The sequence below is a fragment of the Enterobacter cloacae complex sp. 2022EL-00981 genome, assembly GCF_028737495.1.
Classification (GTDB): Bacteria; Pseudomonadota; Gammaproteobacteria; order Enterobacterales; family Enterobacteriaceae; genus Enterobacter; species Enterobacter cloacae.
Map to the genome: position 1 here is coordinate 54,443 of NZ_JAQZRK010000010.1, position 21,615 is coordinate 76,057.

At 54.0% G+C, this 21,615-nt stretch carries 21 protein-coding genes and 1 riboswitch; of the genes, 9 read left to right on the plus strand and 12 right to left on the minus strand.

The genetic code is table 11. From position 1 onward, the window contains the following. Positions 1–10: 10 nt before the first annotated feature. From ftsL to leuO, 7 genes are all read right to left on the minus strand, one after another. The gene (gene ftsL, locus PUZ33_RS11040) at positions 11–376 is read right to left on the minus strand and encodes a cell division protein FtsL (protein ID WP_008501989.1); all 366 of its coding nucleotides are present in this window, start codon (positions 374–376) and stop codon (positions 11–13) included. Then, a complete protein-coding gene (rsmH, locus tag PUZ33_RS11045; RefSeq protein WP_013095568.1) occupies positions 373–1,314 on the minus strand; it encodes a 16S rRNA (cytosine(1402)-N(4))-methyltransferase RsmH in 942 nt (313 codons plus the stop codon). The genes ftsL and rsmH overlap by 4 nt, the downstream gene beginning before the upstream one ends. A gap of 2 nt (positions 1,315–1,316) precedes the next feature. Further along, on the minus strand, positions 1,317–1,775 hold the full coding sequence (mraZ, locus tag PUZ33_RS11050) for a division/cell wall cluster transcriptional repressor MraZ (protein WP_014830641.1): 459 nt from the start codon (positions 1,773–1,775) through the stop codon (positions 1,317–1,319). Positions 1,776–2,379: 604 nt separating this feature from the next. Beyond that, a complete protein-coding gene (gene cra, locus PUZ33_RS11055) occupies positions 2,380–3,384 on the minus strand; it encodes a catabolite repressor/activator (RefSeq protein WP_013095565.1) in 1,005 nt (334 codons plus the stop codon). Positions 3,385–3,563: 179 nt separating this feature from the next. Then, positions 3,564–4,055: an acetolactate synthase small subunit gene (gene ilvN / locus PUZ33_RS11060; RefSeq protein ID WP_008501994.1), complete on the minus strand. Its 492-nt coding sequence runs from the start codon at positions 4,053–4,055 to the stop codon at positions 3,564–3,566. Between the two features lies 1 nt (position 4,056). After that, positions 4,057–5,781, minus strand: a complete 1,725-nt coding sequence (ilvI, locus tag PUZ33_RS11065) for an acetolactate synthase 3 large subunit (protein WP_040022074.1) — start codon at positions 5,779–5,781, stop codon at positions 4,057–4,059. Positions 5,782–6,160: 379 nt separating this feature from the next. Then, on the minus strand, positions 6,161–7,105 hold the full coding sequence (leuO, locus tag PUZ33_RS11070; protein ID WP_058681532.1) for a transcriptional regulator LeuO: 945 nt from the start codon (positions 7,103–7,105) through the stop codon (positions 6,161–6,163). A gap of 636 nt (positions 7,106–7,741) precedes the next feature. Here leuO and leuL point away from each other — a divergent pair. The 5 genes from leuL to leuD all read left to right on the plus strand — a co-directional run bounded on the left by leuL (position 7,742) and on the right by leuD (position 12,601). After that, positions 7,742–7,828 (plus strand): leu operon leader peptide, encoded by an 87-nt coding sequence (gene leuL, locus PUZ33_RS25220; protein ID WP_071830037.1) that lies wholly within the window; start codon positions 7,742–7,744, stop codon positions 7,826–7,828. A gap of 91 nt (positions 7,829–7,919) precedes the next feature. Beyond that, positions 7,920–9,491 (plus strand): 2-isopropylmalate synthase, encoded by a 1,572-nt coding sequence (leuA, locus tag PUZ33_RS11075; RefSeq protein WP_038981198.1) that lies wholly within the window; start codon positions 7,920–7,922, stop codon positions 9,489–9,491. Next, positions 9,491–10,582: a 3-isopropylmalate dehydrogenase gene (gene leuB / locus PUZ33_RS11080; RefSeq protein WP_252107624.1), complete on the plus strand. Its 1,092-nt coding sequence runs from the start codon at positions 9,491–9,493 to the stop codon at positions 10,580–10,582. Before leuA ends, leuB begins: the two co-directional genes overlap by 1 nt. Positions 10,583–10,584: 2 nt before the next feature. Beyond that, a complete protein-coding gene (leuC, locus tag PUZ33_RS11085) occupies positions 10,585–11,985 on the plus strand; it encodes a 3-isopropylmalate dehydratase large subunit (protein WP_013095560.1) in 1,401 nt (466 codons plus the stop codon). Between the two features lie 10 nt (positions 11,986–11,995). After that, positions 11,996–12,601, plus strand: a complete 606-nt coding sequence (gene leuD / locus PUZ33_RS11090) for a 3-isopropylmalate dehydratase small subunit (protein WP_013095559.1) — start codon at positions 11,996–11,998, stop codon at positions 12,599–12,601. A 91-nt stretch (positions 12,602–12,692) separates the two neighbouring features. Here leuD and PUZ33_RS11095 read toward each other — a convergent pair whose 3' ends face one another. From PUZ33_RS11095 to sgrT, 3 genes are all read right to left on the minus strand, one after another. After that, positions 12,693–12,845, minus strand: a complete 153-nt coding sequence (locus PUZ33_RS11095; protein WP_010427008.1) for a Hok/Gef family protein — start codon at positions 12,843–12,845, stop codon at positions 12,693–12,695. 216 nt (positions 12,846–13,061) lie between these two features. Beyond that, positions 13,062–14,240: a sugar efflux transporter gene (locus PUZ33_RS11100; RefSeq protein WP_058681530.1), complete on the minus strand. Its 1,179-nt coding sequence runs from the start codon at positions 14,238–14,240 to the stop codon at positions 13,062–13,064. Positions 14,241–14,361: 121 nt separating this feature from the next. After that, positions 14,362–14,514, minus strand: coding sequence for a glucose uptake inhibitor SgrT (gene sgrT / locus PUZ33_RS11105; RefSeq protein WP_013095557.1), 153 nt, complete (start codon positions 14,512–14,514; stop codon positions 14,362–14,364). 88 nt (positions 14,515–14,602) lie between these two features. On the opposite strand from sgrT, the gene sgrR reads away from it, so the two are divergent. The 4 genes from sgrR to thiQ all read left to right on the plus strand — a co-directional run bounded on the left by sgrR (position 14,603) and on the right by thiQ (position 19,681). Continuing rightward, entirely contained in the window at positions 14,603–16,258 is a 1,656-nt protein-coding gene (sgrR, locus tag PUZ33_RS11110; RefSeq protein WP_058681529.1) for an HTH-type transcriptional regulator SgrR, read from the plus strand. Between the two features lie 36 nt (positions 16,259–16,294). After that, positions 16,295–16,395, plus strand: a riboswitch (TPP riboswitch). Between the two features lie 31 nt (positions 16,396–16,426). Continuing rightward, entirely contained in the window at positions 16,427–17,410 is a 984-nt protein-coding gene (gene thiB / locus PUZ33_RS11115) for a thiamine ABC transporter substrate binding subunit (RefSeq protein ID WP_058681528.1), read from the plus strand. Continuing rightward, complete coding sequence (thiP, locus tag PUZ33_RS11120) at positions 17,386–18,996, plus strand: thiamine/thiamine pyrophosphate ABC transporter permease ThiP (RefSeq protein ID WP_058681527.1); 1,611 nt, start codon at positions 17,386–17,388, stop codon at positions 18,994–18,996. Before thiB ends, thiP begins: the two co-directional genes overlap by 25 nt. Beyond that, positions 18,980–19,681: a thiamine ABC transporter ATP-binding protein ThiQ gene (gene thiQ / locus PUZ33_RS11125; protein WP_058681526.1), complete on the plus strand. Its 702-nt coding sequence runs from the start codon at positions 18,980–18,982 to the stop codon at positions 19,679–19,681. The genes thiP and thiQ overlap by 17 nt, the downstream gene beginning before the upstream one ends. On the opposite strand, the gene PUZ33_RS11130 is transcribed toward thiQ, so the two are convergent. Together PUZ33_RS11130 and araC are read right to left on the minus strand one after the other, a co-directional pair. Further along, positions 19,671–20,438: a DedA family protein gene (locus PUZ33_RS11130; protein ID WP_013095552.1), complete on the minus strand. Its 768-nt coding sequence runs from the start codon at positions 20,436–20,438 to the stop codon at positions 19,671–19,673. The genes thiQ and PUZ33_RS11130 overlap by 11 nt on opposite strands. Positions 20,439–20,566: 128 nt before the next feature. Beyond that, complete coding sequence (gene araC / locus PUZ33_RS11135; RefSeq protein WP_013095551.1) at positions 20,567–21,412, minus strand: arabinose operon transcriptional regulator AraC; 846 nt, start codon at positions 21,410–21,412, stop codon at positions 20,567–20,569. Positions 21,413–21,615 lie beyond the last annotated feature (203 nt).

Here is a 21,615-nt window from a genome sequence, read left to right on the forward strand (position 1 = left end):
GCGTTTTCCCTTATTTTTGTACTACGATATTTTCCTGGGAAGGATCAACATGCTGCAATTGCAGCTTTTCTGTTGCGATCCGCTCGACCCGGCTGTGATCGCCGAGCGCGTTTTCTTCAAGGATCAGGTTTCGCCATTCAATATCCAGCGCATCGCGTTCCAGTACCATCTGCTCGCGTTGCGCAGTCAATAAACGTGTGTGGTGGGCTGTCGTCACCACCGTTACTGCCGTCACAATGATGCAAATGAACAAGCAGAGTGGCAGCTTCCCAAACCGCAAAAGATCGTCGCCGATCACGCCAGGCAAGGCATGGCGCTCGTTGCTTCCTAACGAATCCTTAACTTTGCTTAGGGTCTCTGTCACTCTGCCGATCATGCGTTCGTCCTCTCTGCAATACGCAGCACTGAACTACGGGCGCGTGGATTCTCTGCCACCTCTTCTTCGCCCGGCATCAACTTGCCTAATGCTCGCAACTGACGGCCACCCAGCTTCCTGAGTTGTTCTTCCGTCATCGGCAGCCCTGCTGGCACCTGTGGACCGCGGCTTTGTTCACGCATAAAGCGTTTCACAATACGGTCCTCCAGCGAATGGAAGCTGATGATGGACAACCGCCCTCCCGGGGCCAACACGTCGAGCGAGCTTTTTAGCGCCAGCTCTATTTCCTCCAGTTCACTGTTTACCCAGATGCGAACCGCCTGGAAGGTACGGGTCGCGGGGTGTTTGTGTTTATCCTTCACCGGTGTTGCCGCCGCAATCACCTCGGCCAGCTCTTTCGTGCGGGTCATCGGCTCAATACGATTGCGCTCAACAATGGCGCGCGCGATGCGCTTGCCAAAACGTTCTTCGCCAAAGGTTTTGATCACCCAGGCGATATCGGCTTCATCTGCGGTCTGTAACCACTCGGCGGCAGACTGACCGCGCGTGGGATCCATGCGCATGTCCAGCGGGCCGTCACGCATAAAGGAGAAGCCGCGTTCAGCATCATCAAGTTGGGGTGAAGAGACGCCAAGATCGAGAAGAATCCCGTCGATCTTGCCCGTCAGGCCGCGCTCAGCAACGTAATCCGCCAGCGCAGAGAAAGGTCCATGCACGATGGAAAAGCGTGGGTCATCGATGGTTTGCGCAACAGCAATCGCCTGCGGATCGCGATCAATTGCCAGCAGACGTCCTTCCGCTCCAAGCTGGGAGAGGATCAAACGCGAGTGGCCACCGCGACCAAAAGTGCCATCAATGTAGATGCCGTCCGGACGAATATTCAGGCCGTTGACGGCCTCATCCAGCAACACCGTTGTATGTTTATAATTTTCCATCATATTTATAGAGACAAGTCCTGCAGCCGTTCCGACAAGGTAGCGGAATCAGACTGCTCAGCGTCGATATCTTCCTTGACCTGTTGATACCATGTCGTTTCGTCCCACAGTTCAAACTTGTTGAACTGACCGACCAGCATCACTTCTTTGGTCAGACCGGCATGCTGCCGCAGCACAGGCGCAATCAGTAATCGCCCAGCACTATCCATCTGACACTCACTGGCATGCCCCAATAACAACCGCTGCACGCGGCGTTCCTGTGGGTTCATACTCGACAGTCGCGACAGCTTTTGCTCAATAATTTCCCATTCAGGTAAAGGATAAAGCAGCAGGCAGGGGGAGTTGATGTCAATGGTGCAAACCAGTTGACCCGAAGCGTTCTCGATCAGCTGGTCGCGGTATCGGGTTGGTACCGATAAACGCCCCTTACTGTCGAGATTGACTAACGTTGCTCCACGGAACATGCCAGTCTCACCCCTCCTCACCACTTTAACCCACAAATTCCCACCTAAAGGAGTTTACGGAGCGAGGGAAAAGCTTGTCAAGCCAGGACTCTCTCTATACGAACCCGAAAGGGCTCTATTTACAGAGATAAACAGTCCTGGTTAATAACTGCACAACTGGCGAGGCAAAATTAACGTTATGAATATTTGTAAGAAAAAAACCGAATATGCACACTAGCGTTAAGGCTCACTCAATATCATCGCATCGAAATATAAAGTGTCAGTTTGCGACGCGGGCAGCATTTTAAGACATATTCACAGGGGATAACAGCGCCACATTCACCACAATGCGCAATGAACGAACCGACTGGCAGGCGAGCACGCTGGAGCAGGGGAAAAACGTCTGAATATTCATCGACCGGGCAGCTTTGTAACAAAACAATACAAAGACAGGCTTTATAAATCGTATAAATGTTCTTTCAAAGGCATTTTAAAAAGCCTGAAAGAATAAAAAAAATAGCAGGTTCTGATTCCTAAGGAATCGTCCTAATTTTTCTCCGGGAATTATTTGACAGAATTATCCAGAAAAAAGAGGGGACAGTTTTCGCTGCCCCCTCTCATTTCATTAATGGCGGCTTAAAATTCCGCGACGGTAGAGATTACGTTTGATGCGCGTCAGCCCCGGCTTCGGTTTACGTGGTTCATCAAGGCTCGCGAGAACGATCTCCAGCACGCGCTCCGCCACATCACGATGGCGCTGCGCGACGGCCAGGACCGGACATTGCAGGAAGTCGAGCAGTTCGTTATCACCGAAGGTGGCGATAGCGAGATCGGAAGGCAGCTTACCATCACGACGCAAAGTGACATCCATCACCCCCTGCAGCAACGCAAATGAAGTGGTGAACAGCGCCTGAGGCATCGGGTGCGTCTCCAGCCATTTCTCGAACAGCTGCGCAGCGGCTTCGCGTTCATAACTGTTGGCATAAAGGTAGTGAACCTCGCGCGGGTCGTCTTTCCACGCCGTTCTGAAGCCTTGCTCACGCAGGAAACTCACAGAAAGCTCAGGCAACGCCCCAAGATAGAGCACGGTTTCAGCCGGAAAGGTTCTCAGCTCCGCGGCCAGCATTTCCGCGTCATCCTGATCGGCACCGACGACACTGGTAAAATGCTCTCTGTCCAGGGCGCGATCCAGTGCAACGATTGGGAACGGATCGTTCGCCCAGCGTTGATAGAAGGGATGCTCGGGTGGCAAGGAGGTCGAAACGATGATCGCATCAACCTGACGCTGGAGCAGATGCTCAATACAGCGCATTTCGTTATCAGGCTGATCTTCAGAGCAGGCAATCAGGAGCTGATAGCCCCGCTGGCGAGCCTGACGTTCAAGATAGTTAGCGATGCGGGTGTAGCTGGTGTTTTCCAGATCGGGGATCACCAGACCAATCGATCGGGTGCGCCCGGCACGTAAGCCCGCTGCGACAGCATTCGGGTGGTAGTTGTGCTCACGAACCACCGCCATGACTTTCTCAACGGTTTTGTCGCTGACACGGTACTGCTTTGCTTTACCGTTAATCACATAGCTGGCCGTAGTTCGTGACACGCCGGCTAGCCGGGCGATTTCATCCAGTTTCACAATTGCCCCTTAAAAAAAGAAAAGAGTCCATGGCCCTGTCAAGGTTATGGTTAAATCTTTTAACATCTAAACGCAGAATAGCTTTCGCGGCAACCGCTTTTATCTGTGTTATCGGCGTATTACGCAAAAAAAAGCCCGGCTTTGGTGACCGGGCTGAAAGAGGCGAACCTTATTGCCTGCTAACGCATGATTTTCTCGCCGCGCGAAAGACCGACAACGCCCGACCGCGCAACTTCAACAATTTTTGCCACATCCCTTACGGACGCCAGGAATGCGTCCAGCTTGTCACTCGTTCCCACCAGCTGAACCGTATATAAAGAAGGGGTAACGTCGATAATCTGCCCACGGAAGATATCCGCGTTGCGTTTAACCTCTTCACGGCCGTAACCGCTGGCCTGAATTTTCACCAGCATGACCTCACGTTCTACATAGGCCCCCTGCCCCAGTTCGCTCACGCGCAGAACATCGACAAGTTTGTGTAACTGTTTCTCGATCTGCTCAAGCACCTTGGCGTCGCCGACGGTCTGAATCGTCATGCGCGACAGCGTAGGATCCTCGGTAGGGGCAACGGTCAGGCTCTCAATGTTGTAGCCGCGTTGTGCAAAGAGTCCAATAACGCGTGACAGTGCGCCAGACTCGTTTTCCAGTAATACAGATAATATCCGGCGCATATCAGGTTCTCTCCGTTTTACTTAACCACATTTCGTCCATACCACCACCGCGAATATGCATCGGATAAACGTGCTCTGTGCCATCAACAATGACATCCATGAAAACAAGGCGGTTATTTTTGACGTGTTCAAGCGCTTCAGCAAGTTTCGCTTCCAGCTCTGCCGGCTCGGTCACCCGCATCCCGACATGACCATAGGCTTCGGCCAGACGAACAAAATCCGGCAGCGATTTCATGTAGGAGTGAGAATGGCGGCCAGAGTAGATCATATCCTGCCACTGCTTCACCATACCGAGATAACCGTTATTCAGGTTCAGAACCAGAACCGGCAGTTCATATTGCAACGCGGTGGAGAGTTCCTGGATATTCATCTGAATGCTGCCGTCTCCCGTCACGCAAACGACGGTTTCATTCGGCAGCGCAAGCTTCACCCCCAGTGCGGCAGGTAACCCAAAGCCCATTGTCCCCAGACCACCAGAGTTGATCCAGTGACGTGGTTTATCAAACGGATAATAAAGCGCGGCAAACATCTGATGCTGACCTACATCAGAGGTGACATAGGCTTCACCTTTCGTCAGACGCCAGAGGGTTTCGATCACCGCCTGCGGCTTAATGTTTTCGCTTTGGGTATCGTATTTCAGACACTGACGTGCTCGCCACAACTCGATCTGTTGCCACCAGTCGCGGATCTCGTCCAACGGTTGTGAAGGGGTTTCCTGCGATAGCAGATCCAGCATTTGCTCCAGAACCTGTCGCGCATCCCCAACGATCGGCACATCCGCCGGTACCGTTTTCGAAATAGACGTAGGATCGATATCAATATGCAGCACGGTGGCGTTCGGGCAGTACTTCGCCAGATTGTTGGTCGTGCGATCGTCAAAGCGCACGCCAACGGCAAAGATCACATCCGAATGATGCATCGTCATGTTGGCTTCATAGGTACCGTGCATGCCCAACATACCCAGAGCCTGGCGGTGCGTTGCCGGGAAGGCGCCCAGTCCCATCAGTGACGAGGCGACAGGAAGATTCAATTTTTCGATCAGCTCACGCAGTTGCGCTTCACAGGCTGAGTTAACCGCGCCGCCGCCGACATAGACCACCGGTTTTTTCGCAGCCAGAAGCGTGTGTAACGCACGTTTGATCTGGCCTTTGTGGCCCTGTGTCGTTGGGTTGTAGGAGCGCATGCTTACCGTTTCCGGCCAGACATACGGCAGCTTGTTTGCCGGGTTAAGAATATCTTTTGGCAGATCGACCACCACAGGACCAGGACGCCCACTGGCTGCCAGCCAGAAGGCTTTTTTCAGTACGCCGGGAATGTCTTCGGTTTGCTTCACCAGGAAACTGTGCTTCACAACGGGGCGTGAAATCCCCACCATGTCGCACTCCTGAAATGCATCGTAGCCAATCAGTGACGTTGCGACCTGCCCGGATAGAATGACCAGCGGGATGGAGTCCATATAGGCTGTCGCAATGCCGGTAATGGCATTCGTCGCGCCGGGGCCGGAGGTGACCAATACCACGCCCACTTCACCCGTCGCACGCGCCAGCCCGTCAGCCATGTGCACCGCCGCCTGCTCGTGGCGCACCAAAACATGGTCAATGCCGCCTACCGTATGAAGCGCATCATAAATATCCAGAACTGCGCCTCCAGGGTAGCCGAACACCTGCTTAACGCCCTGATCGATTAACGATCGGACGACCATTTCCGCGCCAGACAACATCTCCATGCTTTGCCTCCAGGCATTTTGTTATAGACGGACTGCAGAATTCATTTCCACACCGTCTTACGATCGTGATGAACCAATCTTATATATTGCAGAGTGATCGTTACCTTAACCGCTCGTTTTGAGGCAGGCAATTAGCAAACAGGACGCGGCAAACGGGGTCAGAAGCACAAAAAGCAGCGTTAAAGGGAGGATATGGTTAATTCCACTGTGATTCGTTCGTGAGATGATAAATCATCGCTGAAAAGCGCAACCTTTCAGAAAATCATCTATTTTTGCGAGGCTGGCAGCAGCCAGAAAAAATAACAACAGCACAAAATACCGAAAATGAAAAAATACGCAGGATAAACCACACGCGCCGATGTGATTTATCCTGACGCGCTTATCGGCGGCAAATGCTAATAAGCAATTCTTCCATCCACTGATGGCCTTTATCCCGGCATGCGGCTTCATGCCAGGAAAGATAACAGGTACGACTATTGAGCTTGAGCGGCAACGGCAGAATTTGCAGATTTAAGGGTTCCGAAAACTCCTCTGCCAGCCAACGCGGGGCAATAGCGACCAGATGGGTCTGGGAAACCACATTTAAGACGCTGACCATGGCCATTCCCTGATAAGCCACGCTCGCCTGTTTATCCGCAGTGTCATACCACGGCAGACTAAATGAGGCGTATCGGTCGAGGGCAACAACAGCATGCTGCTCGTTATAAACATCACTTTCGCGCAGCGGCATATTCATTCGTGGATGTTTTTTGCTGGCGACCAGTACCATTTCATCTTTAAACAGAGGCACACAGGAAAATTCCGGACGACGGAACTCTTCGTATCCCAGAACGAATTCTGTTTCCTGATATCGAAGCTGATGTTCTGTGTTCTGATTAAGAGAAGATTTAAATACCAGCTGAATATTGGGCGCAATTTCTTCCACTTTATTGTAGATCACGGACGTCAAATAATTATCTAACGGGCTACATACGCAAAGATGGAAAACACGCTCACTGCTTAAGGGCTCAAAACCCGATCCCGGCAGTTCATTTTGCACCAACTGTAACGCCTGGCGGATAGAGCCAAACAGCTGAAATGCACGCGCCGTGGGTTGAATCCCTCTGCCATAACGAACAAACAATTCGTCATTAAACATCACTTTAAGCCGGGATACCGCATTGCTGACGGCAGGCTGCGACATCCCCAGAGACTGCGCTGCCCGCGTGATATTCTGTTCCTGCATCACCGCGTCAAACACGGTCAACAGATTGAGATCCACGGTGCGTAACTGAGGTTTAACCCCATTATAACCCTGAGGTTGATTAATATTATTTTCTGGCACTCCTGGCTCCACTGTCACGCTAAACTCCCTTTGCCAAATTACAGTAATAATTTCGAAAAATATGATTTACCATGCAGATACAACCAGCGAAAGAGAATTGTTTAAAATTCGGAAAATATAAAGAGCGCATCATCAAAAGGGTGACTTCGCCCAGGTCATTGATGGTGAGATGAAATTCCGCATAAATGATATCAATGACATTATGGTTTGCATGAAACCATAATCAAGACAAATACACAATCGCCCTTCAGTTAATGATAACTTAAGAATTATTAAACTATTCACGTGAGCCATGCCAAACAATTAACAAACTCGCATCATTGCTCACGCTTTATTTACTGCATTTTTATTTGCAGCACTAATAAATCAATGAAATTAAAAACAATTCTTCTCAGGGCTCATCCATTGCAGACGTATGTTGAATTGATACTAATTATATTTAAATCGTTCCGGAGATGAATCTCCAGTCCAAAAATAGACTTTTCAAAAGGCATGAAAGATAAAAACCAGCACAATTAGCTAAATAAAATTCTCTGGAACATCGTGCGATCGGGGTCGTTTTTGTTGTCAGGGGTTGACATCAACCCCCATATCCAGTACCACTAAAAGCATATTGAATTTAACGGAGCACGATTCATGATTCGCACCATTCGTTTCACCGGTCTACTACTACTAAACGCATCCTCTGTGCGCGGTAGACTGGCGGGCGAAATTCAGCGTTGAATCGTCACCAGTAAGACTAAAAACCCGCGCCACTGCGCGGGTTTTTTTATGCTCGTAGCAAGGCGCCCTAAGACTGACAAGGACCTAACCCATGAGCCAGCAAGTCATTATTTTTGATACCACTTTACGTGACGGTGAACAGGCATTACAGGCGAGCCTGAGTGTGAAAGAGAAGCTGCAGATTGCGCTGGCTCTCGAACGTATGGGTGTCGACGTGATGGAGGTGGGTTTCCCGGTCTCTTCTCCGGGTGATTTCGAATCGGTACAGACCATCGCCCGTACCATCAAAAACAGCCGCGTCTGTGGTCTGGCACGTTGCGTTGAGAAAGACATCGACGTTGCCGCCGAGTCACTGAAAGTGGCTGAAGCATTCCGTATTCATACTTTTATTGCCACCTCTCCCATGCATATTGCCACCAAGTTGCGCAGCACCCTCGACGAGGTGATTGAGCGCGCGGTCTACATGGTCAAACGCGCGCGCAACTACACGGATGATGTTGAATTCTCATGTGAAGACGCAGGCCGCACGCCAATTGAGGATCTAGCACGCGTGGTGGAAGCCGCCATTAATGCCGGGGCCAAAACCATCAACATCCCGGACACCGTCGGCTACACCATGCCGTTTGAGTTCTCCAACATCATTACTGGCTTGTATGATCGTGTGCCAAACATTGATAAGGCAATTATCTCTGTTCATACCCACGACGATTTAGGCCTGGCCGTCGGCAACGCCATCGCCGCTGTTCACGCCGGTGCCCGTCAGGTAGAAGGTGCGATGAACGGTATCGGGGAACGCGCAGGCAACTGTTCCCTGGAAGAAGTGATCATGGCGATCAAAGTGCGCAAAGACATCATGAACGTGAATACCCGCATCAATCACAATGAAATCTGGCGTACCAGCCAGACCGTCAGCCAGATTTGCAACATGCCGATCCCCGCCAACAAGGCGATTGTCGGTACCGGCGCATTCGCGCACTCTTCCGGTATCCACCAGGATGGCGTACTGAAAAACCGCGAAAACTACGAAATCATGACCCCGGAATCGATCGGTCTGAACCAGGTTCAGTTGAATCTGACCTCCCGCTCCGGCCGTGCGGCAGTGAAACATCGTATGGAAGAGATGGGTTACAAGGACAGCGATTACAACATGGATCAGCTGTACGACGCGTTCCTGAAGCTGGCTGACAAAAAAGGTCAGGTATTCGACTATGACCTGGAAGCACTGGCCTTCATTAATAAGCAGCAGGAAGAGCCAGAGCATTTCCGTCTGGATTACTTCAGCGTGCAGTCCGGCTCCAGCGATATCGCCACGGCATCCATCAAGCTGGCCTGCGGGGATGAGATAAAAGCGGAAGCGGCAAACGGCAATGGTCCTGTCGATGCTATCTACCAGGCAATTAACCGCGTCACCGAATACGACGTGGAGCTGGTCAAATATGACCTGACGGCCAAAGGCCATGGCAAAGATGCGCTCGGTCAGGTGGATATCGTGGTCAATTATAACGGCCGTCGCTTCCACGGCGTGGGTCTGGCGACCGATATCGTCGAATCCTCTGCGAAAGCGATGGTGCATGTCCTGAACAATATCTGGCGCGCCGCTGAAGTCGAAAAAGAGTTGCAACGCAAAGCTCAGAATAAAGAGAACAACAAGGAAACCGTGTAATGTCGAAGAATTACCATATTGCTGTGTTGCCGGGTGACGGTATTGGCCCGGAAGTGATGGCACAGGCGCTGAAAGTACTGGAAGCCGTTCGCTCGCGTTTTGCGATGAAAATTACCACCAGCCACTACGACGTGGGCGGTATTGCTATCGATAATCACGGTACGCCGCTGCCAAAAGCAACGGTAGAGGGCTGCGAGAACGCCGATGCCGTCCTGTTTGGCTCCGTGGGTGGCCCGAAATGGGAACACCTGCCACCCGCAGAGCAGCCAGAGCGCGGCGCGTTGCTGCCGCTGCGTAAACATTTCAAGCTGTTCAGTAACCTGCGTCCGGCAAAGCTGTATCAGGGTCTGGAAGAGTTCTGCCCGCTGCGCGCGGATATCGCCGCTAACGGCTTCGACATTCTGTGCGTGCGTGAGCTGACCGGCGGGATCTATTTCGGTCAGCCAAAAGGCCGTGAAGGCAGCGGCCGGCATGAAAAAGCGTTCGACACCGAGGTCTATCACCGTTTCGAAATTGAACGTATCGCCCATATCGCTTTTGAGTCTGCACGCAAACGCCGCCATAAAGTGACCTCTATCGATAAAGCGAATGTGCTGCAGTCATCCATCTTATGGCGTGAGATCGTCAGCGAAGTTGCTAAGCATTATCCTGACGTTGAGCTGTCGCATATGTACATCGACAACGCGACAATGCAGCTGATTAAAGATCCGTCCCAGTTTGACGTGCTGCTGTGCTCCAACCTGTTCGGCGATATCCTCTCGGATGAGTGCGCGATGATCACCGGCTCCATGGGCATGCTGCCATCAGCGAGCCTGAACGAAGAAGGCTTTGGCCTGTACGAGCCTGCTGGCGGCTCCGCGCCGGATATCGCAGGTAAAAACATTGCTAACCCGATTGCGCAGATCCTCTCCCTGGCTCTGCTGCTGCGCTACAGCCTGGATGCAGGCGATGCGGCAACCGCAATTGAAAACGCCATTAATCGCGCGTTAGAAGAAGGCGTCCGTACCGGTGATTTAGCACGCGGCACGGCGGCAGTCAGTACCGATGAAATGGGCGACATCATTGCCTGCTATGTCGCTGAAGGGGTGTAATCATGGCGAAGACGTTATATGAAAAATTGTTTGATGCACATGTTGTCTACGAGGCACCAAACGAAACCCCGCTGCTCTATATCGACAGGCATCTGGTACACGAAGTGACCTCCCCACAGGCATTTGATGGGCTGCGTGCGCACAAACGCCCGGTACGTCAGCCGGGTAAAACCTTCGCGACAATGGATCACAACGTTTCCACCCAGACCAAAGATATCAATGCGTCGGGCGAAATGGCGCGTATCCAGATGCAGGAGTTGATCAAGAACTGTAACGAGTTTGGCGTCGAGCTCTACGATCTGAACCATCCGTATCAGGGTATCGTTCACGTGATGGGGCCTGAGCAGGGGATCACCCTGCCCGGCATGACCATCGTCTGCGGCGACTCCCATACCGCAACGCACGGCGCGTTTGGTGCACTGGCCTTCGGTATTGGCACCTCTGAAGTTGAGCATGTTCTGGCTACGCAGACCCTTAAACAGGGCCGAGCCAAAACCATGAAGATTGAAGTGAAAGGCAAAGCCGCGCCGGGGATCACCGCGAAAGACATCGTGCTGGCCATCATCGGTAAAACGGGCAGTGCCGGCGGCACCGGGCACGTTGTTGAGTTCTGCGGTGACGCTATTCAGGCGCTGAGCATGGAAGGTCGTATGACTCTGTGCAATATGGCCATCGAGATGGGGGCCAAAGCAGGTCTGGTGGCACCGGATGAAACCACCTTCAACTATGTAAAAGGGCGTCTGCACGCACCAAAAGGTCAGGATTACGCTGACGCCGTCGCGTACTGGAAAACCCTGAAAACCGATGATGACGCGGTTTTTGATACCGTTGTTACCCTGCAGGCAGAGGAGATTGCCCCGCAGGTGACCTGGGGAACCAACCCGGGTCAGGTCATTTCCGTGAATGACACCATTCCCGATCCGGCCTCATTTACCGATCCGGTCGAACGCGCCAGTGCCGAAAAAGCGCTGGCGTATATGGGTCTCAAACCCGGTGTGCCGTTGACCGATGTGACCATCGACAAAGTCTTTATTGGCTCCTGCACCAACTCGCGTATCGAAGATTTACGCGCTGCGGCGGAGATCGCCAAAGGCCGTAAAGTGGCACCCGGCGTGCAGGCGCTGGTTGTGCCAGGCTCTGGCCCGGTAAAAGCGCAGGCGGAAGCCGAAGGCCTGGATAAGATCTTTATCGAAGCGGGCTTCGAGTGGCGCTTGCCTGGCTGCTCCATGTGTCTGGCCATGAACAATGACCGCCTGAATCCGGGCGAACGTTGTGCCTCCACCAGTAACCGTAACTTTGAAGGACGTCAGGGCCGCGGTGGACGCACCCACCTGGTCAGCCCGGCGATGGCCGCCGCTGCGGCAGTTACCGGCCATTTCGCCGATATTCGCAGCCTGAAATAAGGAGACAATCATGGCAGAGAAATTTACCCAACATACAGGCCGGGTTGTCCCTCTGGACGCCGCTAACGTCGATACTGATGCGATCATCCCGAAGCAATTTTTGCAGAAGGTCACCCGCACCGGATTTGGTGCTCATCTGTTTAACGACTGGCGTTTTCTGGATGATAAAGGTCAGGTACCTGACCCGGAATTTGTGCTGAATTTCCCGGAATATAAAGGCGCCTCCATTCTGCTGGCACGGGAAAACTTTGGCTGCGGCTCCTCACGTGAGCACGCACCATGGGCGCTGACCGATTACGGTTTTAAAGTGGTGATCGCCCCGAGCTTTGCGGATATCTTCTACGGCAACAGCTTCAACAACCAGCTGCTGCCAGTGACGCTGAGTGACGAGCAAGTGGATGAATTGTTCGCGCTGGTTAAGGCAAATCCGGGCATGTCGTTTGAAGTGGATCTGGAAGCGGAAGTGGTGAAAGCCGGAGATAAGACCTACAGCTTCAGCATCGATGCCTTTCGTCGCCACTGCATGCTGAACGGTCTGGACAGCATTGGCCTGACGCTTCAGCATGAAGACGCCATCTCCGCATACGAGAAAAAACAGCCTGCGTTTATGGGTTAAAAGCAATGGCCCGCACGATGCGGGCCATTGATAAGGGTGCGTTGAGGCTCAACCACTCTGGAGGGGCGGGGAACTTTCCCCGCCCATACCGCTAACGTTTTGCTTCGTAAGCCAACACTGCTGCCAGCTCTGTTTTCTCCTGTCTGAAATGCAATTCACACAGTGAATCACGCACCATCCAGGTGAAGATCAACAGCGTTGTACAGATCAGAAACAAACCTAACAGCAGAGTACGTTTTGGCATTCCAGCCTCCTTATTGCTTTTCGGCAATGAAGAGACTAACCTCGCAATGTTGGTTGTGAAGTTGGTCTCCCCATCAGTTTTTTGATGTGGGACTCTCCACTGTTTGCCTCTTGCGAAAGCCTGAGGCAAACAGCCTCAAGCACCCGCCACGCACTCTATGTGTCTTCTTAAACTCTGTCAGAAAATCGTTTCATTTCGTGAAGGCGCCTTCCAGAATCAGACGTCTTTTACGCGCCAGGTCAGCATCAGCGTGACAATCGACGTTAGTGCAATCATCCAGTAGACCGACCCATGTCCATAGCTTTGCGACAACGCCCCCTGAATCACCCCCGCCAGAATTACCCCCGTGGAGATACTGTTGGTAAAGAGTGTGGTCGCCGACCCCGCCCGCCCGGGCATTAAATCCTGGAACCAGAGCATCCCTATCCCGGCCACGATCCCAATAAACACAGCATTAAACAGCTGCAGGGCCAGCAACGCCTCTCGTGTATGGAAGAAAATCAGCCCCAGGTAGAAAAGCACCCCGGCCGCTACGGCTATCAGCATCATCCGGCGTTTCCCGAAATGTTTGACGTAGTATCCCGCCAGAATCATCGCCGGAATTTCCAGCCCGGCGGCCGTCCCCATTAAGATCCCCGCAAGCTTATCCGGCAGACCCAGATCGCTGCTGATCCATAGCGGCATATCAATGATATACATGGTGTTGCAGGTCCACATCAGCGTGGAGGCGATAAACAGCATACGGACGTTTTTATCCTGCCAGCCGCTCACCTGAGTAATGGGTTTATCCGCTGTCTGTTCGACACGCGCCACTGACGGCAGCACGAAGGCAATCAGTGCCAGGCTAATGGCAAAAATCCCCGCAGCGATGGAAAACATGGCGGTAAAACCGTAATTCAACGCCAGCATAAAGGCCAGCGGCGGACCAATAACCCATGCAAGAGAGAGCTGCGCACGCATCACCGAGCTAAACATCACTACTTCCCGCGCCGAATTGTCGGCATATTCCCGGGCCAGCGCGAACAGCTGCGGCATGGCGGTATTCGCCAGTGAAGCCAGCAGCACGCCGCAGGTGATCAGCGTCAGGTAGTGACGATTAAAGGCAAACAGCAGCGCGTTACCCACAGCCATGGCGCAACAAAAGAGGATCAACTTGCGGCGATCGCCCTGGCTGTCGGATCGTTTCGCCAGCCCCAGGCTTACCAGGATCCCGGCGATGGCGTTCACGGTATAAAACAGGCCGACCCAAAACGGCTGCGCCCCCACCTCCCGGCTGAGAAAAAGACTCAGCGTCGGTGCCTGCAGCGCCCCCGCCACGCCCATCATAAAGGCCACCAGCATAAAAGCGGCATACACGCCGTTCAGGCGTCGCCCCATCGTCATTAACCAGAGCATCTGCAAGTCCTTGTGAAAGCGAATCGAAATTGGGTGAAAGAATAAACGAAAAAAGCCAGCAAAAAACATTTTGCTGGCGGGTGATAAGCACCAATACTCAGTCACACATGATCGAGGCGAGTTAGCGAGAAGAGGTCGGTTTCGTAACGTCCCACTGCATCAGTTCTTCTAACATTTTCAGCCGTTGCTCAGCACACTGACGGGCCAGCCAGGACGTTCCTTTTGTCGCTGAAAAGTACTGCTGATAAAACTGACGTGCGGTAGACCTCTTCATAATGTACCTCCTCACTTCATCGGGAATCATTATTGGCTTAATATAGGGATTAATAAATTGCTGATTTTTTGTCAGGAGTTCCCCTTTTATGCCTTCTGGTCGTCTGCAACAACAATTCATCCGCCTCTGGCAGTGCTGCGAAGGGCAATCGCAGGAGACCACGCTTAACGAACTGGCTGAACTCCTTAACTGCTCCCGACGTCATATGCGCACGCTGCTTAACACCATGCAGCAACAGGGCTGGTTAAACTGGGAAGCCGAAGCGGGACGCGGCAAACGCTCACGTCTGACCTTTCTCTATACCGGGCTGGCCTTGCAGCAACAGCGAGCGGAAGATCTGCTGGAACAGGACAGAATCGATCAACTGGTGCAACTGGTAGGCGATAAAGCCGCAGTGCGTCAGATGCTGGTCTCCCATCTTGGGCGGAGTTTTCGTCAGGGCCGCCACATTCTGCGGGTGCTCTACTATCGCCCGATGAAGAATCTGCTCCCCGGCACGGCCTTACGCCGCTCAGAAACCCATATGGCGCGACAAATATTCAGCGGCCTGACGCGAATAAATGAGGAAAACGGGGAACTGGAAGCTGATATTGCGCACCACTGGCAGCAACTCTCCCCACGTCACTGGCGCTTTTTCTTACGTCCCGGCATCCACTTTCACCACGGCCGCGAGCTGGAAATGCGCGATGTCATCGCCTCACTGGAACGTGCCCGCAAGCTTCCGCTTTATTCGCATATCTCGCGCGTTCACTCCCCCACCGCCTGGACGCTGGATATTGAACTGTCTCAGCCGGATGAATGGCTCCCCTGGCTGCTGGGGTATGTCCCATCAATGATTTTGCCAGGAGAGTGGGAATCGCTGCACAATTTTGCCAGCCAGCCCATTGGCACCGGGCCCTATGCCGTGTCGCGTAACACCAATAACCAGCTGAAAATTCGCGCGTTTGATGACTATTTTGGCTACCGGGCGCTGATCGACGAAGTGAACGTCTGGGTATTACCGGATCTCAATGAAGAGCTCAGCGCCGGGCTGACGCTTGAAGGCCCCACAACGGGCGAAAAGGCGGTGGAAAGCCGCCTTGAGGAGGGCTGCTACTACCTGCTGTTTGACAGCCGCACCCACCGCGGGGCCAATCAGGCGGTACGCAAATGGATCAGCCACGTCTTATCTCCTTCCAATCTGATTTACCATGCGGAAGAACAGTATCAGACGTACTGGTTCCCGGCGTACGGGTTGCTTCCTCGCTGGCATCATGCCCGGCCTGCCCACTGTGACAAACCGGCAGGGCTGGAGTCTGTCACCCTGACCTACTACCGCGAGCACGTGGAACACCGTTTTATCGCCAGGATCATGACCAGACTGCTGGCTGCAGAAGGCGTCCGGCTGGACATCAGGGAAGTGGACTATGACGAATGGCACCAGGGGGAACTGACCAGCGATATCTGGCTGAACAGCGCCAACTTCACCCTGCCGCTCGATTTCTCGCTCTTCTCACACCTGTATGAAGTCCCGCTGATCCAGCACTGTATCGATCGGGACTGGCAGCAGGATGCGGCGCAGTGGCGCGCGGGTGAGATGAACCTGGCCACCTGGTGTCAGGCGCTGCTGGCCGAACAGGCGATCGTACCGCTGATCCACCACTGGCTGATGATCCAGGGCCAGCGCAGTATGCGGGGGTTACGGATGAATACGCTGGGCTGGTTTGATTTTAAATCCGCCTGGTTTGCGCCACCGGAGCCATAACACTTTCGTAATATTCGCCAAATCATTACAATACCGCCGTTCTCAACGGGGTGCTGCATCACTGATGTGCGCTGAGATAATACCCGTCGAACCTGATCCGGATAACGCCGGCGAAGGGATTTGAGGCTGTCGCTCAAAATCCTTTGCCACTCAACCTTGAGGTGCAAAGTGTTAAAAAAAGTGCTTCCCCTGCTGGCGCTGTTTGCGCTGCCTGCTTTCGCAAAACCCGTCCTGACGGTCTACACCTACGACTCCTTTTCAGCCGACTGGGGCCCAGGCCCGGTCGTCAAAAAAGCCTTTGAAGCCGACTGCAACTGCGAACTGAAATTCGTGGCGCTGGAAGATGGCGTCTCGCTGCTTAACCGTCTGCGTATGGAAGGTAAAAACAGCAAGGCCGACGTGGTACTCGGCCTGGATAACAACCTGCTGGATGCGGCCTCGCAAACGAAACTGTTCGCCAAAAGCGGCGTAGCGGCAGATGCGGTTAACGTGCCGGGCGGCTGGAAAAACGACACCTTTGTGCCGTTCGATTACGGTTATTTTGCGTTTGTTTACGACAAAAACAAGCTGAAGAACCCGCCGAAAAGCCTGAAGGAGCTGGTGGAAAGCGACCAGAAATGGCGCGTGATTTATGAAGATCCGCGCACCAGCACGCCGGGTCTGGGCCTGCTGCTGTGGATGCAGAAGGTATACGGTGATAAAACGCCGGAGGCGTGGCAGAAGCTGGCCGCCAAAACCGTGACCGTCACCAAAGGCTGGAGCGAAGCCTATGGCCTGTTCCTGAAAGGGGAGAGCGACCTGGTGCTGAGCTATACCACCTCCCCGGCTTATCACATTATCGCCGAGAAGAAAGACAACTACGCCGCCGCTGATTTCGCTGAAGGTCATTACCTGCAGGTGGAAGTGGCTGCCCGCACTGCCACCAGCAAGCAGCCGGAAATGGCCGAGAAGTTCCTGAAATTCATGGTCTCCCCGGCGTTCCAGAATGCGATCCCAACGGGTAACTGGATGTATCCGGTGACCAACGTGACGCTGCCTGCGGGCTTTGAGCAACTGACCAAACCGCAAACCTCGCTGGAGTTTACGCCGCAGCAGGTCGCCGCGCAGCGAGCAGCATGGGTAAGTGAATGGCAACGCGCCGTCAGCCGCTAATTCCCGGCTGGTTATTTCCCGGACTGCTCGCCGCTGTAGTGATGGTGGCGGTCAGTCTGGGTGCTTTTCTGGCATTGTGGTTTAACGCGCCGGAGAGTGATCTGCTCTCTCTCTGGCACGACAGCTATCTCTGGCACGTCATCCGGTTCTCTTTCTGGCAGGCGTTTCTCTCTGCCCTGCTGTCGGTGATCCCGGCCATTTTTCTCGCGCGGGCGCTCTACCGCAGACGTTTCCCCGGCAGGGAGGCGCTGTTGAGACTGTGCACCATGACGCTGATCCTGCCCGTCCTGGTGGCAGTGTTTGGGATCCTGAGCGTATATGGTCGTCAGGGCTGGCTGGCCGCCCTCTTTAACCAGCTTGGTCTGGAGTGGACCTTCTCCCCTTACGGACTCAAAGGTATTCTGCTGGCGCACATCTTTTTCAACATGCCCATGGCGACCCGGCTTTTTTTACAGGCGCTGGAGGCTATCCCCGGCGAGCAGCGTCAGCTTGCGGCACAGCTGGGTATGCGCGGCTGGCCATTCTTCCGCTTTGTCGAATGGCCATGGCTGCGCCGTCAAATCCCTCCGGTTGCGGCGCTGATCTTCATGCTCTGTTTTGCCAGTTTCGCCACCGTGCTTTCTCTTGGTGGTGGACCACAGGCGACCACCATCGAACTGGCGATTTACCAGGCGCTGAGTTACGACTACGACCCCGGCCGCGCTGCGCTTCTGGCTCTGGTACAGATGCTGTGCTGTCTTGTGCTGGTCCTACTGAGTCAGCGTCTGAGCAAAGCCATTCCACCGGGCAGTCATCAGATTACAGGCTGGCGCGATCCACAGGACAGCCTGCACAGCCGAATCGCGGATGTGATGTTGATCGTACTGGCCCTGCTGTTGCTTCTGCCACCGCTGATGGCCGTCATCGTCGATGGCGTTAACCTTAACCTCGTCTCCGTGTTGCAACAGCCCGTCCTCTGGCAGGCGACCTGGACATCCTTGCGCATCGCACTGGCTGCCGGGCTATTGTGTATCGTGCTGACCATGATGCTGCTGTGGAGCAGTCGCGAACTTTATGCGCGCCAGGCGCGCAAAGCCGGACAAGCGCTGGAGCTGACGGGGATGTTAATCCTCGCAATGCCGGGCATCGTCCTGGCAACCGGCTTCTTTTTATTGTTCAACAGTACGGTTGGTCTGCCGGAAAGCGCCGACGGAATCGTGATTTTTACCAACGCCCTGATGACCATTCCCTATGCGCTGAAGGTGCTGGAAAACCCCATGCGCGACGTCAACAGCCGTTACGCTTTGCTGTGTCAGTCGCTTGGTATACAGGGCTGGCGCCGGTTAAAGGTGGTTGAACTGCGAGCGCTGAAACGCCCGCTTGCTCAGGCGCTGGCCTTCGCTTGTGTGCTCTCCATTGGAGATTTTGGTGTGGTGGCGCTCTTCGGCAATGAAGATTTCCGCACGCTGCCATACTGGTTGTATCAGCAGATCGGCTCCTATCGCAGCCAGGAGGGGGCCGTCACGGCGCTGTTGCTGCTGTTGCTGTGCTTTGCCTTATTTACCGTTATCGAAAAACTTCCGGGGCGCAATGTTAAAACTGACTGATGTCACCTGGCTCTACCAACACCTGCCTATGCGGTTCAGCCTGTCGGTACGCCCGGGTGAGATGATTGCCGTGCTTGGCCCAAGCGGGGCAGGGAAAAGTACCTTACTCAATCTGATTGCCGGTTTTCTGCAACCGGCAAGCGGGTCGATAATCATTGAAAACAACGACCATACCTACACCCCGCCCGCCAGGCGTCCGGTCTCGATGCTGTTCCAGGAAAATAATCTGTTCACCCATCTGACGGTGCGGCAAAACATCGCGCTGGGTATGGATCCGGGGCTGAAACTGAACGACTCACAGCGCCAGAAGCTGGAAAAGATTGCCGGGCAGATGGGCATCACCACGTTTATTGACCGACTCCCCGGAGAGCTCTCTGGCGGACAACGTCAGCGCGTGGCGCTGGCCCGCTGTCTGGTTCGCGAGCAGCCGATACTGCTGCTGGATGAGCCCTTCTCTGCACTCGATCCCGCGCTGCGTCAGGAAATGCTCGCCCTGGTACAGGAGGTCTGCCAGCGTCAGCAACTGACGATGCTGATGGTGTCACACAGTATTGAAGATGCCGCACGCATCGCCCCGCGATCGGTGGTGATCGCGGAGGGTCGTATCGTGTGGGAGGGTGAAACCGAAGAGTTGATGAGTGGCAAAGCAAGCGCGTCGCACCTGCTGGGGATCCTTAACGGCTGACCACCTTCAACAGGATCTCACCGTACACCGGCATCAGCGGGTGGCGAATCAGCGCGATCAGCGCCACGACGGCAACGCCCAGCGTCAGCGGCGCCAGCCACAGCAAGCGCGAACGAGGCAGATAGCGCGTCAGACGATCGACATTCGCTTTCGCGCTGCGCCATAGCCGCCAGCACAACCATGCAGCGAGCCATAACAGCAGCGCTGTTGCCAGCAATAACCATTTAAAGCCACCGCTCTGCACATCGTCAGGAATATCAATTGCCGCCCCCGCCAGGATCCCCGGCAGGAAGTAGAACGGCGGCCAGAAGACGCAGCCGATAATGTTCGGCAAAACGAATTTTGCGACGGGCAGATCCAGCATCCCGGCGACCATCGGCACCAGCGGACGCGTTGGCCCGACAAAGCGTCCGACGAGGATCGTAAACATGCTGTGCTGATGCAGCGCATGCTCGGTTTTATCCAGCAACGCTTTGTTCTTCTTCATGAAAGACCAGCGGTGCAGCGGCTTCTTGAAACGCCAGCCCAGCCAGAAGGAGATCCAGTCGCCCAGCAAGCAGCCGATCATACCGGCCAGCCATGCCTGCCAGAAATTGACCTCACCGCTGCCAATCAACGCGCCCAACGCCGCCATCATCACCGTACCAGGCAGGATCAGTCCAACCAGCGCCAGCGATTCCAGAAACGCCACCAGCGCAACGGCGATAAGCGAATACATAACGGACTGGGTAATAAAATGTTCCAGCAATGCCTGCATAACTATTCCGGTCAGAAAACGAATCAGGGATTCTGCTTAGCGCCCTGCATCGCGTCAAGACAACAATTGTCTGAATAGTTTACAGGTTGCTTCCGTTGTTCACCTGCTTGTTTATCTTTTTTTACCGTTTATTCACATCCCGCCCGGAATTCACTGGGGCTGGCGCCAGTGCATTTTTTAAATACGCGGGAAAAATAGAGCTGATCTTCAAAGCCCACATTGCGCCCTACGGTGGCAATGGGCATCCGGGTGGTGCTGAGCAGCAGTTTCGCCTGGCTGATGCGCTGATCTTCGCGCCAGCTCAGCACGCTGACACCCAACTGCTGCCGGAACAGATGCGACAGCCGCGACGGCGACAAACAGACATGCTGGGCCACGCTGGCGATATCAAACTGGCTGTCGGCCAGGTGGTCGCTGATGTACTGGCAGGCATCGCGCACACGATTATCCAGCGGCGGATTAAGCGACGCGTTAATCGCCTCCATCCGGCGCAGTAACACCTGTTCAAGCAAATTAATCGCCAGCAGTTCAGCGTAGCGCCCACCCGCCTGCCCTGCCTCTATGATCTGGGCAAACAGCTCGCGGAACTGGGCAAGATGAGCATCGTCCGGGCGGTAAAAACCGGTGTGTGCAAATATGGCTGGCCACGAAAGCCACTCCTGCCAGTAGGCGCGGGGGCGGAAGTAGACCCACTGGTGATACCACTCTTTGGCATCCGGATGACGCCCGTAATGGTGGATCTCGCCAGGCGGAAACAGCAGCATATCGCCGGGACGACAGACGAACTGCTGATCGTTGTTTTTGATTATCCCTTCCCCACGCACGGTCAGGTTCAGAATGTACCCTTTCATCCCAAGCGGACGGTCAACGTAAAAATCGAGATATCCCTCAGCCTCGATAGGGGTCAGCCCCGCCACCAGGTGGGCGTTAAACGAATAACCCGGCAGTAAGGGATCGTTTTGCGTTTCGGCCATAGATTCAGTTCTCCCAACGGTACTGAAGGAAACCAATTGTCCATATCGTTAAAAGCCGTATAAAAATGGCCTGCGACGAGATCCAAAAAGCATCACGTCTCTTTTACGTCCGCCATGTTTCAGCCTTTCCCCCTGATTTCTCCGCCAGAGTGGGCAGATAAGCAGTAACAAAAGTGTCTATAAGTGCGGCAGAAATGTCCACA